We start from the raw sequence: 13,966 nt of genomic DNA, 5'->3' as shown, positions 1-13,966 counted from the left end.
GGGTCCGCACCGCTCAGGAACCGCCGCCGCGCCGCGCCCTCCCCGGCCGCGCCGGTACGCACCGCCACGCGAGGCCCGCGGCGAGCAGGTAGCCGAGCGCGCCGACGGCCATGCTGAGGCGGGTGCCCGCCTGGTAGTCGGTGGCGGTGGCCAGCAGGGTGCCGCCCAGGGCGACGCCGGTCGCGCTGCCGACCTGGCGGGTGGTGTTGAACACGGCGGAGGCGGTCCCCGCGTACGCCGCGGGGGCCGCGCCCATCACGGTGGAGGTCGCACCGGTCAGGGCGAACGAGGTGCCGAACCCCGCGGCCATCATCGGGGCGACCAGCAGCGGGTAGGCCGGGTCGGCCCCCGCGGCGGCCCAGCCCGCCAGCCCCAGGGCGGCCAGCAGCATGCCGCAGACCACCAGCGGACGGTCGCCGGTGCGGCGGCTCAGCCGCCCGGACAGCACGGAGGCGAACATGGTCATCGCCACCGCCGGGAACAGCGCCGCCCCCGTGGCGAGGGCGCTGAACCCGCGCTGGTGCTGGAAGTCGAGGCTGGCGGTGAACACCATGCCGTAGAAGCCGAAGTTGAACAGCAGACCGATCACGGCGCCGCCGCTCAGCGCACGGCTGCGCAGCAGCTCCGACGGGAGGGCGGGGGAGCGGGCCAGCCGCTCACGCACCGCCAGCCCCGCTACCGCCACGACGCACAGGCCCAGCCCGCCGACCACGGCCGGCGCCGACCACCCCCGGCGCCCGGCCTCGTTGAGCGCGGCCGTCAGCAGCGCCACCGCCGCCACCACCAGGCACTGCGCCGGCCAGTCCAGCGCCCGGCCGGACCGCCGCGGCGAGGGCGCCACCCGCCGCAGCGTCAGCACCAGGCAGGCCGCGCCGACGGGCAGGTTGATGAGGAACACCCACCGCCACCCCGCGGTCGACACCAGCAGCCCGCCCAGCAGCGGCCCGGCGGAGGCCGCGATGCCCGCCATCGACCCCCACAGCCCGAAGGCCCGCGAACGCGCGGCGGGCGCCGGGTAGGACTGCTGGAGCAGCGCCAGGGAACCGGGCACGATCAGCGCCGCGCCGAGCCCCTCCACCAGCCGCGCCACCACCAGGAACGGGGCGCTCGGCGCCAGCGCGCACGCGGCCGAGGACACCGTGAACACGGCCACGCCCGCGCAGAACACCCGCCGGTTGCCCAGCCGGTCGCCGAGCGCCCCGCCGGTCAGCAGGAACCCGGCGAAGACCAGGGTGTACCCGTCGGTGATCCACTGGATGCCGGTGAGCGAGGCGGCGAGGTCCCGGCCGATCACCGGCACCGCGACATTGATGATCGTCACGTCCAGGATCACCATGAAATACCCGGCGCACACCGCCAGCAGCGGCGCCAGCGAGCGCCGCCCGGGCTCCGGGCCCGCGTCCGGCGGGGGCTCGGACGCACCACCGCCGGCCGTCTGCGCGCACTCCACGTCGCCCACTCCGTCCCGTTCGCAGCGCACCCCGCCGAACAGCGCAGGACGTGCACCGAAGGGGCCGGTAAGGACAGTACGGCGGACCGGCCGCGCAGCGCGGTAACGCGGCCCGGGGGCGGCAGCGGTGGCGTGGCGCGGTCCGCCCGCTCAGCGCGGTGTGCGGCGCAGGCGTGCCCGGGCCCGTGGGCTCACCGCATCACCTGTTCCAGGAAGTTGGGCGCGGGGAAGTCCTCACCGCCGCCCGGGCGGGCGGGACTCTTCAGCTCGACGGCACCGGTGCACGCCACCCGGTCCGTCACCTTCGCGCACGCCACCGCGTCGCGCAGATCCGTCGTGGCGAGCATGGGACTGACCGCCAGCCCCTCGCGGCCCTCGGGGTGGGAGGTGAGCCGGGCGTCCCGGCCGACCCAGATCGAGACCTTCTGCGCACTGCCGGAGCGCGGCTCCACCTCCGACCAGACGGTGCCGCACAGCGGGCTGAACCGGAGCCGCACGGTGTACGTGGTGTCCACGATGGTGCTCTCCGCACGCGCGTCGTGACTGCAGCCGTACCTCCTCGGATACCGCCCCTGGCACCGGTGCCCGTGGCACGCGTCGGACGGGCCCCACACCGAGCGCGGGCCGTGCGCGGGAATCTGCACCATCGAGGCCGCCGCGCCCATGGTCGCCACCAGCGCCGCCAGTGCCACCAGCGCGCCGACGTTCCGCAGCCTCCGGGCGCCGCGCGGCAGCCCCCGCAGGCGCCCGGGCCGTTCCTCCGGGTCGGGGGCCGCGGTCGGCAGATAGGCCGAAGTCGGCACAGGGGCAGGAGCCGGCCCGGGAGCCGGACCCGGCCCGGGCGGCCCGGCCAGCGGCGCGGTACGGGCGTGGAACGCGGCGTCATGGAGCAGCAGCAGGGGCCCCTGATCCACGCCGGCCACCTGACCCAGCGCCACGACCGCGCCGCGCGGCGGCAGCTTCTCCCCGTTGAGATAGCGGTGCCAGGCGGACTTGCTGTACGGGGTCTTCCTGGACAGGCCGTCCAGGCTCAGCCCGGTCTGCTCCTTGAGCGCGCGCAGCTCCTGCGCCAGGAGCTGCGCGTCGGTATCGAGCGTGTCGGGCAGTGGCCGCCAGCGGGACACCATGGACGCCTCCCCTCACCACCCCGCCTCCGCTCGGGGGTGGTCGCTTCGGCGGCCCGGTCCGGCGGCCCGGGGCGGTGTCTGTTTCCTCCCGGATGGCGGAATGTGTACCCACGCGTTGCGGCGGGTGACACCCCCTACACACCGAACACCACATGTCAGCTCAACGCTTTGTCATACAAGCGGAAGGTGCGCTTGCCGGCCGGACCCTCGGTGAACCCCAGGCACAGCCGCGGCGCGCCGCTGCCCGCCAGCACCGCCAGTCCCTCCGGCTCCCGCGGTGTGAGACCCGGCGCCGTGCGGTCCAGCTGCTGCCACACCACCAGCCCGGACCGCAGATCCATGCGGTACAGCCGGGTGTTGCCGCCCGCGGACGCCGGATTGCCCGCGCCGTACCCGCTGCCGAGGATCTGGTAGGCGTAGTCGCCGTACAGGGCCATGCCCTGGAAGGGCAGTCCCAGTCCGGCGCCGGGCTGCGCGAAGTCGGCCAGCGGGGCGAACCAGCCGTTGCGGAACTCGTCCAGGCCGTACAGGGCGAAGCGGGGTATGCCCTCCCGCTTGTAGCGCAGCAGCAGTTGGCGGTGGGCCACGTCCAGGGCCGGGAAATTGCTGGTGGAGCCGGGGACGGGGCGGTACGTGCCGAGCGCGTGGCTGCCGCGCTCCAGCACCTGGCCGGAGGCGAAGCGGAAGCGGCACACCCCGCGCCCGTAGCCGGACGACGGGTGGGCGTCCCACTCCGTCCACACCGTGACGGCGCCCGCGGACTCCTCCAGCCCGATCGAGCCGCCGTGGCCGAACCCCTTCAGATACATGTGACCGGCGTCGGCGCCGCCCAGGGTGAGCCGGTTCAGGCACAGATCGCCGCGCCGCGCGCGCTCCGCGTGCGAGAGCGCCGCCGTCTCGCCCGGCAGCCGGACGCCGCCCGCCACCACCTGCAGCGCGTAGAGGTGGCCGTGCCGTTCGTCGATCGCGAAGGACTGGATCACCGTGCTGTGCCGCAGCCGCCCGGCGAAGAACTGCCGGCCCGGCGCCGACAGCGCGGGCAGCCTCCGGTCCGGCGCCCGCGCGGCCCCCGCCCACTGCGCCGCCCCCGCCCACTGCGCCGGTGCGAGGGCGGCGGCCACCGCGCCCGCGCCGAGCGCGAGCACCGCCCGGCGTCCCGGTCGCGGTCCCTGCATGTGTGTGACCATCAAGCGCTCCAAGAGGTTCGGACCGGCTGCCCGCCCGCTCGCGATGCCGAACGGGCGGGCAGCCACGGGTCGTTCCCGGGTCACCTCATCCCGGGGTCACTGCGGACGGCGGTGTCAGCCGTTGGTCACCCGGCACCACGGCAGGGCGCGGAAGGCGCGGACGTAGTGCGCGGAGACATAGCCGCGGTGGTGCCGGAGCTTGTACCAGCGCGTGGTGCCCTGCACCCGGCTGCCGTTGGTCTTGCACACCAGGCCCCGGACGCTGCCGTTGCGCACCGTGCCGACCACGCGGTATCCCATGCCCGGGCCGGAACGGACGTTCAGCGCCATCCCGTTCGGGGTCACCGCGCGGCCGTGCACATGGGAATGACTCGTCGCCGCCGTGCCGAGGTACGCGGGGTGCGGACAGGAGTCGGCGACCGCCACCGCCGGGACCATGGCGAAGGCGGCGACCGCGGTGACGACGGCGTTGCGCAGCATGCGTCGGTTCATCGGATTCTCCTCGAGTGACGTGCGGTGCACCGGAGCGTGCCCCTGCGTCACTCAGCGTTTCCGACCGCGCACACGATGATGTGTCCCAGCCGTCCCAGGGAGGAAGTGGAACGCCCGCCCGTTCCCCGGGCGGTGCGGGGGCGGTGTGCCGTGGCCGCCGAGCACCGGGGGCCCGGCGCGTCGCGTGTGCTAAGCGTCCGCTTACGATGGCTGCGGTCCCTCACCGAGGAACCCACTGAGCCCAAGGGCCCCACTGGCCCCAACGGGCCCTACAGAACCCTCCACCTCTACAGCGCCGGCAAGCGCGCCAACACCCAGGAGCACCACCCGTGAGCGTCGAACCCCTCCAGGTCCCCACCGTCCCGTACGGCGAACTGGTCCCCGTCACCGTCCACTTCGACGACCTCGACGCGCTCGGCATGCTCCACAACTCCCGCTACCCGCTGCTGGTCGAGCGCGCCTGGGCGGAGTACTGGCACGGCCGGGGCTTCGGCTTCGACGGCGACTGGGCCGCCGCGGGGGACATGTGCAACGTCATCAAGGAGATGCGGGTCTCCTACGAGCGCCCGGTCACCCGGCCCGGCCGCTATGCGGCGCATCTGTGGGTCGAACGCCTCGGCCGCACCGGCCTCACCTACGGCTTCCGGCTCTGCTCGGCCGACGGTGCCGAGACCCACGCCCGGGGCCACCGCGTCCTGGTCCGCGTCGACGCGCAGACGCTGCGGCCCACCCCCTGGTCCGACCGGGCCCGCGCGGTCGCCGCCGACCTGCTCCGGCCGGCGGAGGCGGCGGAGGACGCGGAGGCGGACGCGGCCTGAACCGGCCGCGGCGGGCCCCGCGTCACCCGGCCGGGACGGCCTCGCGCCACCGGCCGCAGCGGTGGCGTGGCGGCCCGGCGCTCAGGGCCGCTCCCGCCCGCCGGCCACCGCGCGGGGGCTGCTGCCGGACGCCGCCCGGCGCGGCACCCGCAGCACCCGCGCCCCCGGCACCAGCCCACAGGCCAGCGCCGTGACCAGCACGAACGACATCGTCAGCGAGGTCGCCTGGGCGATGCCGCCGATCGCGGACGGGGCGATCAGTCCGGAGGTGTAGGTGAGGGTGGCGACGCCCGCGATGGCCTGGCCGGGCGCGGGACCGCTGCGCCCGGCGGCCGCGAACGCCAGCGGCACCACCACCGCGATGCCCAGGCCCAGCAGCCCGAAACCGCCCAGCGCCAGGGCCGGATGCCCGGCCGCGACGATCAGCAGACCGCCGGCCGACGCCAGCACCCCGCCGGCCCGCACCGTCCGCACCGGACCGAAGCGGGCCACCACCCTGTCGCCCACCAGCCGCGCGGCGGCCATCGTGCAGGCGAAGGCGGTGGTCGAGGCGGCCGCCAACCCGGCGTTGGTGCCCAGCCGGTCGCGCAGGTAGACCGCCGACTAGTCCAGCCCGACGCCCTCCGCGAACACCGCGCAGAACCCGATGGCCCCGATGGCCAGCGCCGAGCGCGGCGGCAGCGCGAAGCGCGGCGGCGGATGCGCACCGGGGGAGCTGCGCGGATCCAGTACTCCCCGGCAGGCGAGCGCGCCGGAGGCGGTCAGGACGACTGCGGCACCGGTCAGATGGAGCCGGGCGTCCCACCCGGCGTGCGCGGCGACGGTGCCGGCCGCCGAACCGAGCAGCGCGCCGACGCTCCACATGCCGTGCAGCCCCGACATGATCGGCCGGCCGAGCAGGTCCTCGGTCTCCACCCCCAGGGCGTTCATCGCCACGTCCGCCATCCCCGAGGCCGCGCCGTACACCAGCAGCGCCGGGCACAGCGCGGACGGGCCGGGGGCGAGGGCGGGCAGCGCCACCGACAGCGTCCACAGCGCGAGCAGACCGCGCAGCGCCGTACGGGCCCCGAAGCGGTGGCTGATCCGGCCGGCCAGCGGCATCGCCAGGGCGGCGCCGATCGCGGGGAAGGCGAGGGCCAGGCCGAGCCGCCCGGGAGCGAGACCGGTGTGCTCCTGGATCCAGGGGATACGGGTGGCGAAGCTGCCGGTGACCGCGCCGTGGACGAGGAACACCAGCGCGACGGCCCGGCGCGCGCGGCGCGGTCCGCCGGGCGGGCGGCCGTGCTCGGGCGGAGGGGTGGCGGCCATGGACGGTAAGGTATCCGCGCCCCGGACGGACCGTCACCCGCCGGACGGACCGTCACCCGCCGTTCCGGACGGCACCCCCGCCCGTGCGTGCCGCGAGGAACTCGGCGTAGGTCCGCCGCCCGTCGGCGTGTTGCGGGGTGAGGTTCTCGCCCCGCCGCAGCGCCGCACCACTGGCGCCCGGCAGCCACAGCGGCACCAGCAGCCGGCGGCGCCCGCCCGCCCGCAGCGTGGTCCGCACCAGGTCCCCGGCTTCCAGCACCTCCGGCCCGCCCAGGTCCGTGACCCGGCCCGCCGGTGCGCCGGCCGCCAACCCGGCCAGCCGGTCCGCCACTTCGCGCACCTCGACCGGCTGCACCCGCACGCCCGTCGGCACCGGCAGCACCGGCGACCGGGCGCCCGCCTTGATCACCCCGAGCACGAGATGGTGGAACTGCGTCGTCCGCAGCACCGTCCAGCCGAGGCCGGAGTCCTCGATCAGCCGCTCGACGGCCAGCTTGGTGCGGTAGTAGCCGAACGGGACGCGGTCCACCCCGACGATCGAGATGTACACCAGATGCCCGACCCCCGCCGCCCGCGCGGCCCGGACGAGCCGCCCGGCCGCCTCCGTGTCCCCGCCGGCCGGCGACGAGGCGCAGTGCACGATGGTGTCCGCGCCCGCCACCGCGTCGGCCAGCCCCGTGCCGTCGCGCAGATCGACCGCGTGCGAGCGCGGCCGCGGCCGCCCCGCGCCGGTGTGCGGCCGCCTGCTCAGCGACCGGACGTCGTGCCCGTCGCCGAGCAGCCGGTCGACCAGGACCTGCCCGAGTGTGCCCGTGCCGCCGGTCACCAGAATTGTCGCCATCGCGGATCAGTCCTCGCAGGAGAGAAGGGGACATGTGCTGTCCCGTTATGACGGAACACGAGTGCGCTCCGTGACAGGCGGCGCGCCGAGCGTTGTGAGGCAGCCCACAGGGCTTCGCCCGCATGGGCGACGACGGGGCATGGCAGACTGAAGCTGTACTGACATAAGAGCAGCAGCGCACTCCGGGGTCGGTGTAATTCCGAACCGGCGGTAACAGTCCGCGACCCGTCCGCAGCCAGCGGCCGGTTGAGCAGGTGAAATTCCTGCACCGACGGTGAAAGTCCGGATGGGAGGCAGTGCGCGGCGGGCGAGTTTCGGTACACCGCCGTCGACGGCGCGTCCGGTCATTTTTTCCCGGACGGTCGTGCATATCCGGCGCGGTGTCGCCGTGGCGTCGTTTCCGCTTCTGTCGTCCAGACAGCCCCGGAGTCCGTGCCCGATGAGGCAGGAGGACCCGGTGGCCACCGCAGCCCCCGTCGAGACCGCGGCGATGCGCCGAGCCATCGAGCTCGCCGCGCGCGGACTCGGGCACACCAGCCCCAACCCCGTGGTCGGCTGCGTCGTCCTGGACTCCGCGGGCCGTACGGCGGGCGAGGGCTGGCACCGCCGGGCCGGCGGGCCGCACGCCGAGGTCCACGCCCTGCGCGCCGCGGGCGAGCGGGCCCGGGGCGGCACCGCACTGGTCACCCTCGAACCCTGCAACCACACCGGCCGCACCGGCCCCTGCGCCCGGGCGCTGATCGACGCCGGGATCGCCCGCGTCGTCTACGCCGTCGCCGACCCCGACCCGACCGCCACCGGCGGCGCCGCCACCCTGGCCGCGGCCGGCCTCGACGTCGAGGGCGGACTGCTCGCCGACGAGGCCGCCGCCGGCAACGAGGCCTGGCTGACCGCCGTGCTGCGCCGCCGCCCCTTCGTGCTGTGGAAGTACGCCGCCACCCTCGACGGCCGGGTGGCCGCCGCCGACGGCACCAGCCGCTGGATCACCTCGCCCGAGTCGCGCGCCGATGTGCACCGGCTGCGCGCCGCCGCCGACGCCGTGATCGTCGGCTCCGGCACCGCCCGCGTCGACGACCCGCAGCTCGGCGCGCGGATCAGCGGGCTCGCCGACGACGAGATCAGCCAGCCGCTGCGGGTCGTCGTCGACTCCGGCGCCACCGCCGTCAAGGCCGGCGCCCGCGTCCTGGACGGCACCGCCCCCACCCTCATCGCGGTCGCCGAGGACGCCGACACCGGCCACCTCGACGGCCTCGCCCCGATCCTCCGGCTGCCGCGCGCCGCCGACGGCCGCGGACTGCACCTCCCCGCCCTGCTCCAGGCCCTGTACGCACGCGAGGTGCGCTCCGTCCTGCTGGAGGGCGGGCCCACCCTCGCCGGGGCCTTCCTCGCCGCCCGGGCCGTCGACAAGGTCGTCGGCTATCTGGCACCGGTGCTGCTCGGCGCCGGACCGGCCGTCCTCGGGGACGCCGGAATCACCACTCTCACCCAGGCGTTGCGGCTCGATGTGACCGGCACCGAACGGCTCGGCCCCGATCTGCGCGTCACCGCCGCGCCCGTCCACCCCGCCCTCCACGAGGAGAACTGACGTGTTCACCGGAATTGTCGAAGAGCTGGGCGAGGTCGTCGCCGTGGAAGACCTCGGCGACGCCTCCCGCTTCCGACTGCGCGGCCCCCTCGTCACCGAGGGCGCCAAGCACGGCGACTCGATCGCCGTCAACGGCGTCTGCCTGACCGTCGTGGACACCGCCGACGGCGAATTCACCGCCGATGTGATGGCCGAGACGCTCAACCGCTCCAGCCTCGGCGCGCTGGCCGCCGGCTCGCGGGTCAACCTGGAGCGCCCCATGGCGCTCGGCGGACGGCTCGGCGGCCACCTCGTCCAGGGCCATGTCGACGGCACCGGCACCCTCGTCGAGCGCATCCCCGGCGAACACTGGGAGATCGTCAAGGTCGCGCTGCCCGCCGCGCTGTCCCGCTATGTCGTCGAGAAGGGCTCCATCACCGTCGACGGCGTCAGCCTGACCGTGGTCGACGCCGCGGACGACTACTTCACCATCAGCCTCATCCCCACCACCCTCGCCCTGACGACCCTGGGCCTGAAGAAGGCCGGCGACCCCGTCAACCTGGAGGTCGACGTCCTGGCCAAGTACGTCGAGCGGCTGCTGGGCCGCGGCGCCGTGGCCGCCGGCGACCGCACCGACCTCGACGAGATCAAGGAGATGGACCGGTGAGCGCCCTGGACGCGCTGAACGGCGAGGCCTTCACCGCCTTCGGCCAGCACGTCATCTGGTCGGACATGATCGGCAACACCATCGGCCTGGCCGCCCTGGCGCTCGGCTGGCGGCGCTCGATCTGGACCTGGCCCGCCCAGTTCCTCTCCGGCCTCATCCTCGTCGCCGCCTACGCCTCCGCCCACCTCAGCGGCGGCGTCGGCAAGCAACTCCTGGTCATCGGGGTGGCGTTGTGGGGCTGGCGGCAGTGGCAGCGCGGCCGCCGGCAGGCCCAGGACGGCTCGGTGGCCGTGCGCTTCGCCGGCCGCCGCGAGCGCGCCGTGCTGCTCGCCGGCACCGCCCTGGGCACCGCCGCCGTCGGCACCCTGTTCACCCTGATCCCGCAGCTGTCCTGGAACCCCTGGCCGGACGCCTACATCTTCGTCGGCACGCTCGCCGCGATGGTCGCCCAGGCACGCGGCCTGGTCGAGTTCTGGTTCGCCTGGCTGCTGGTCGACGTCGTCGGCGTCCCGCTCGCCTTCAGCAGCGGCCTCGCCTTCTCCGGCCTCGTCTACGTCGTCTATCTCGCCCTCGTCGGGTGGGGCATGCGCGACTGGTGGCTGCGCTCGCGCGCCGCCGATCGCACCGTCCTGGAAGGAGCAGCGGCATGACCGCACTGCAGAGCTGGTACGACACCGAGGACGGCGAGGCACTGGCCCTCGACCCCGTCGAGCAGGCCGTCGCCGATATCGCCGCCGGCCGGCCCGTGGTCGTCGTGGACGACGAGAACCGCGAGAACGAGGGCGACCTCGTGCTCGCCGCGGAGAAGGCCACCCCCGAGATCGTCGCCTTCATGATGAGCGAGTGCCGCGGACTGATCTGCGCCCCCATGGAGGGCCCGGAGCTGGACCGCCTCGAACTCCCGCAGATGGTCGAGCACAACACCGAGTCGATGCGGACCGCCTTCACCGTCTCCGTCGACGCCACCGCCGCGCACGGCGTGACCACCGGCATCTCCGCCGCCGACCGCGCCACCACCCTGCGGCTGCTGGCCTCCGGCGAGTCCGCGGCCGGCGACTTCGTCCGGCCCGGCCACATCTTCCCGCTGCGCGCCCGGCCCGGCGGCGTGCTGGTCCGCGACGGCCACACCGAGGCCGGCGTCGACCTCGCCCGGCTGGCCGGACTGCGCCCGGCCGCCGCGATCGTGGAGATCGCGGGCGAGGACGGCACGATGCTGCGGCTGCCCGAACTCGTGCCGTTCGCCCGCAAGCACGGCCTGTCGATCATCTCCATCGAGGACCTGATCGCCTACCGGCGGTCCGCCGAGCCCACCGTGCGCCGCGAGGCCACCACCCGGCTGCCCACCGCGCACGGCGAGTTCACCGCGCACGGCTACCGTTCCACCGTCGACGGCGTCGAGCACATCGCGCTGGTCGCCGGCGATCTCGGCGAGGGCGAGGACGTGCTGGTCCGGGTCCACTCCGAGTGCCTGACCGGCGATGTCTTCCACTCGCTGCGCTGCGACTGCGGCCCCCAGCTGGAGGCCTCGCTCCAGCGGGTCAGCGAGGTCGGACGCGGCGTGGTGATCTACCTCCGCGGCCACGAGGGCCGCGGCATCGGCCTGTTGTCCAAGCTGCGCGCCTACGAACTCCAGGAGCGCGGCCGCGACACCCTCGACGCCAACCTCGAACTGGGGCTGCCCGCCGACTCCCGCGACTACGCCGCCGGCGCGCAGATGCTCCAGGACCTGGGCGTGCGCTCGCTGCGGCTGATGACCAACAACCCCGAGAAGACCGCCGCCCTGGTGCGGCACGGCCTGCGGGTCACCGGCCGCGAGCCGATGCCCGTCCAGGCCGGCGAGCACAACCTGCGGTACCTGCGCACCAAGCGGGACCGGATGGGCCACGACCTGCCCTGGCTGGAGCGCGGTGCGGCCCCGTCCCCGCCGGAGTCCTCGGACTCCTCCCGGCAGGGCCCCCGCGACGCGCACGACGCCCCGGCCCCCGGCACGCCCGACGGCACACCCCCGGTGACCGCCACCACCTGCGACAACCACTGACCACCCAGCACCACACCACCCCCACCCACCCCATCACCCGTACGAGGAGAACCGTGAGCGGCAAGGGCGCACCCGAACTGACCGTGAAGAACTGTGGCGACCTGCGGGTGGCCGTCATCGCGGCGCAATGGCACGAGCGGATCATGGACGGCCTGGTCGACGGCGCGCTGCGGGCCCTGACCGAGCTGGGCATCGACGAGCCGACGCTGCTGCGGGTGCCGGGCGCCTTCGAGCTGCCGGTCGTCGCCAAGGTCCTGGCCGGCCGGGGCTATGACGCGGTGGTCGCCCTCGGCGTCGTCATCAAGGGCGGCACCCCGCACTTCGACTACGTCTGCCAGGGCGTCACCCAGGGCCTGACCCAGGTCGCGGTGGACACCGGCGTACCGGTCGGCTTCGGCGTGCTGACCTGCGACACCGAGCAGCAGGCGCTGGACCGGGCCGGCCTCGAGGGATCCGTCGAGGACAAGGGCCACGAAGCGGTCACCGCCGCGGTCGCCACCGCCGCGACCCTGCGCACGGTGTCCGAGCCCTGGCGCTGAGGCGCCCGCCCGCGACCGCCGGCCGAGGCGCTGCGCGCCGCTGCATCTCAACCGCGTAGGGTAGTCACCATCATGTCCAAGAAGACGTTCGAGGAGCTCTTCGCCGAGCTCCAGCAGAAGGCCGCCACGGGCGACCCCGCCACCTCCCGCACCGCCGAGCTGGTCCAGGCCGGTGTCCATACGATCGGCAAGAAGGTCGTCGAGGAGGCCGCCGAGGTCTGGATGGCCGCCGAGTACGAATCCGACGAGGCCGCCGCCGAGGAGATCTCCCAGCTCCTCTACCACCTCCAGGTCATGATGGTCGCCCGGGGCATCTCCCTGGACGACGTCTACTCCCACCTCTGATCAAGCCCCCCGCTTCTCCCCGCACCCCCAGCTGTAAAGGAACTCGCTCTCATGCTGCGCATCGCTGTCCCCAACAAGGGTTCACTGTCCGAGCCTGCGTCGGCGATGCTCCATGAGGCCGGCTACCGCCAGCGCAAGGACCGCAGGGAACTGGTCCTGGTCGACGCGGAGAACGAGGTCGAGTTCTTCTTCCTGCGGCCCCGCGACATCGCCGTCTACGTCGGCTCCGGCAAGCTCGACATCGGCATCACCGGCCGTGATCTGCTGCTGGACTCCGGCTCGCCGGCCGAGGAGATCCTCCAGCTCGGCTTCGCCGGCTCGACGTTCCGCTACGCCACCCGCCCCGGGACCGCCAAGGACGTCAGCGAGTTCGGCGGCATGACCGTCGCCACCTCGTTCTCCGGCCTGGTCACCCAGCACCTCGCGGAGAACGGTGTGGACGCCTCCGTCGTCCACCTCGACGGCGCCGTGGAGACCGCCATCCAGCTCGGGGTCGCCGAGATCATCGCGGATGTCGTGGAGACCGGCACCACCCTGCGCAACGCCGGACTGGAGATCATCGGCGAGCCGATCCTGAAGTCCGAGGCCGTGGTCATCCGCGGTACCGGAGCGCCGGACGACGACCCGAAGGTCCGCCAGTTCCTGCGCCGCATGCAGGGCGTCCTGGTGGCCCGCCGGTACGTGATGATGGATTACGACATCCGTGTCGAGCACGTCGAGAAGGCCGTCGCGCTCACCCCCGGCCTGGAGTCGCCGACCGTCTCCCCGCTGCACCACGAGGGCTGGGTCGCGGTCCGCTCCATGGTCCCGTCCAAGGACGCCCAGCGGATCATGGACGAGCTCTACGACCTCGGCGCCCGCGCGATCCTGACCACCGGCATCCACGCCTGCCGGCTGTGACCCGCGGCCACTGATCCCCCCCCGACGACCCGCTCCGCCCCACCTCACCCCGACGGAAGACCCACGACGTGTCCGCGCCCCCGACCGGCCTCCCGGTGACCTTCCGGCCGACCCGCACCCGGGCCGTCCTGTACACCGTCGGCATCGCCCAGCTGGCCGCCCTCACGGCGATCGCGCTGGCGCTGCCGAAGCTGACCGGCGGCGAGCGGCTGAGCTTCGTGGTCACCGCACTGCTGGTGCTGGCCGTCCTCCTGCTGCTCGCCCGCCCCAAGGTGGTGGCGCGGCAGGAGGGCGTCACGGTCGTCAACCTCACCACCAAGCGCGAACTGGCCTGGGCCCAGGTCCTGCGGGTCAACCTCCGGGCCGGCGACCCCTGGGTCCATCTCGACCTCGCCGACGGCACCAGCCTGCCCGCCATGGGCATCCAGCCGGGCATCGCCAGGGATCAGGCCATTCGCGACGCCCGTGCGCTGCGCGACCTCGCCGAGAAGCACGGTGCTGTCGGCCACACGGCCGGGTGAGCCTGCCCTAATCGGGGTCCCGCTGTTTACTCTGTTCTCCGGGGCGCACCCCGCGCCCTGCCCCCTGGTGGGCTCAATACGACCCGAGGAGTGACTCCCTCCGGCAATGGACGGATCGTCCTGTAGTACCTGCGCCGCCCCTCCCCAACCCCCGCACACCGCGGAGGAG

14 protein-coding genes, 1 pseudogene and 1 riboswitch are annotated in these 13,966 nt (G+C 74.3%); of the genes and pseudogenes, 9 read left to right on the top strand and 6 right to left on the bottom strand.

Annotated elements, in window-relative coordinates; translation table 11 throughout:
- Positions 1 to 13: 13 nt before the first annotated feature.
- The 4 genes from IEY78_RS09145 to IEY78_RS09130 form a co-directional block, all read right to left on the bottom strand.
- Complete coding sequence (locus IEY78_RS09145; RefSeq protein WP_373294099.1) at positions 14 to 1,459, bottom strand: MFS transporter; 1,446 nt, start codon at positions 1,457 to 1,459, stop codon at positions 14 to 16.
- Between the two features lie 182 nt (positions 1,460 to 1,641).
- Positions 1,642 to 2,577: a helix-turn-helix domain-containing protein gene (locus IEY78_RS09140; RefSeq protein ID WP_189097104.1), complete on the bottom strand. Its 936-nt coding sequence runs from the start codon at positions 2,575 to 2,577 to the stop codon at positions 1,642 to 1,644.
- Between the two features lie 155 nt (positions 2,578 to 2,732).
- On the bottom strand, positions 2,733 to 3,752 hold the full coding sequence (locus tag IEY78_RS09135; protein ID WP_189097103.1) for a phage baseplate protein: 1,020 nt from the start codon (positions 3,750 to 3,752) through the stop codon (positions 2,733 to 2,735).
- 126 nt (positions 3,753 to 3,878) lie between these two features.
- A complete protein-coding gene (locus tag IEY78_RS09130; RefSeq protein WP_189097102.1) occupies positions 3,879 to 4,256 on the bottom strand; it encodes an SH3 domain-containing protein in 378 nt (125 codons plus the stop codon).
- Between the two features lie 329 nt (positions 4,257 to 4,585).
- Between IEY78_RS09130 and IEY78_RS09125 the strand changes: the two genes are divergently transcribed.
- On the top strand, positions 4,586 to 5,074 hold the full coding sequence (locus tag IEY78_RS09125; RefSeq protein WP_189097101.1) for an acyl-CoA thioesterase: 489 nt from the start codon (positions 4,586 to 4,588) through the stop codon (positions 5,072 to 5,074).
- A gap of 81 nt (positions 5,075 to 5,155) precedes the next feature.
- Here IEY78_RS09125 and IEY78_RS09120 read toward each other — a convergent pair.
- Both IEY78_RS09120 and IEY78_RS09115 read right to left on the bottom strand, forming a co-directional pair.
- A pseudogene (locus tag IEY78_RS09120) lies at positions 5,156 to 6,382 on the bottom strand (MFS transporter).
- A 52-nt stretch (positions 6,383 to 6,434) separates the two neighbouring features.
- Complete coding sequence (locus IEY78_RS09115) at positions 6,435 to 7,223, bottom strand: SDR family oxidoreductase (RefSeq protein WP_189097100.1); 789 nt, start codon at positions 7,221 to 7,223, stop codon at positions 6,435 to 6,437.
- 173 nt (positions 7,224 to 7,396) lie between these two features.
- Positions 7,397 to 7,527, top strand: a riboswitch (FMN riboswitch).
- Positions 7,528 to 7,662: 135 nt separating this feature from the next.
- Here IEY78_RS09115 and ribD point away from each other — a divergent pair.
- The 8 genes from ribD to IEY78_RS09075 all read left to right on the top strand — a co-directional run bounded on the left by ribD (position 7,663) and on the right by IEY78_RS09075 (position 13,797).
- On the top strand, positions 7,663 to 8,808 hold the full coding sequence (gene ribD / locus IEY78_RS09110; protein WP_189097099.1) for a bifunctional diaminohydroxyphosphoribosylaminopyrimidine deaminase/5-amino-6-(5-phosphoribosylamino)uracil reductase RibD: 1,146 nt from the start codon (positions 7,663 to 7,665) through the stop codon (positions 8,806 to 8,808).
- Between the two features lies 1 nt (position 8,809).
- Positions 8,810 to 9,454 (top strand): riboflavin synthase, encoded by a 645-nt coding sequence (locus tag IEY78_RS09105; protein ID WP_189097098.1) that lies wholly within the window; start codon positions 8,810 to 8,812, stop codon positions 9,452 to 9,454.
- Complete coding sequence (locus IEY78_RS09100) at positions 9,451 to 10,104, top strand: nicotinamide mononucleotide transporter family protein (protein ID WP_189097097.1); 654 nt, start codon at positions 9,451 to 9,453, stop codon at positions 10,102 to 10,104. Before IEY78_RS09105 ends, IEY78_RS09100 begins: the two co-directional genes overlap by 4 nt.
- A complete protein-coding gene (locus tag IEY78_RS09095) occupies positions 10,101 to 11,492 on the top strand; it encodes a bifunctional 3,4-dihydroxy-2-butanone-4-phosphate synthase/GTP cyclohydrolase II (protein ID WP_373294098.1) in 1,392 nt (463 codons plus the stop codon). Before IEY78_RS09100 ends, IEY78_RS09095 begins: the two co-directional genes overlap by 4 nt.
- Positions 11,493 to 11,545: 53 nt before the next feature.
- A complete protein-coding gene (gene ribH, locus IEY78_RS09090) occupies positions 11,546 to 12,031 on the top strand; it encodes a 6,7-dimethyl-8-ribityllumazine synthase (protein WP_189097096.1) in 486 nt (161 codons plus the stop codon).
- 72 nt (positions 12,032 to 12,103) lie between these two features.
- Entirely contained in the window at positions 12,104 to 12,376 is a 273-nt protein-coding gene (locus IEY78_RS09085) for a phosphoribosyl-ATP diphosphatase (RefSeq protein WP_189097095.1), read from the top strand.
- A gap of 51 nt (positions 12,377 to 12,427) precedes the next feature.
- Positions 12,428 to 13,276: an ATP phosphoribosyltransferase gene (gene hisG, locus IEY78_RS09080; protein WP_189097094.1), complete on the top strand. Its 849-nt coding sequence runs from the start codon at positions 12,428 to 12,430 to the stop codon at positions 13,274 to 13,276.
- A 68-nt stretch (positions 13,277 to 13,344) separates the two neighbouring features.
- Positions 13,345 to 13,797 carry a PH domain-containing protein gene (locus IEY78_RS09075; protein ID WP_189097093.1) on the top strand — a complete coding sequence of 151 codons (453 nt, stop codon included), beginning with the start codon at positions 13,345 to 13,347 and terminating at the stop codon, positions 13,795 to 13,797.
- Positions 13,798 to 13,966 lie beyond the last annotated feature (169 nt).

Origin of the sequence: Streptomyces kronopolitis (assembly GCF_014646275.1) — a bacterium.
Lineage (GTDB): Bacteria > Actinomycetota > Actinomycetes > Streptomycetales > Streptomycetaceae > Streptomyces > Streptomyces kronopolitis.
This window is presented reverse-complemented; position numbering and strand designations above follow the sequence as displayed.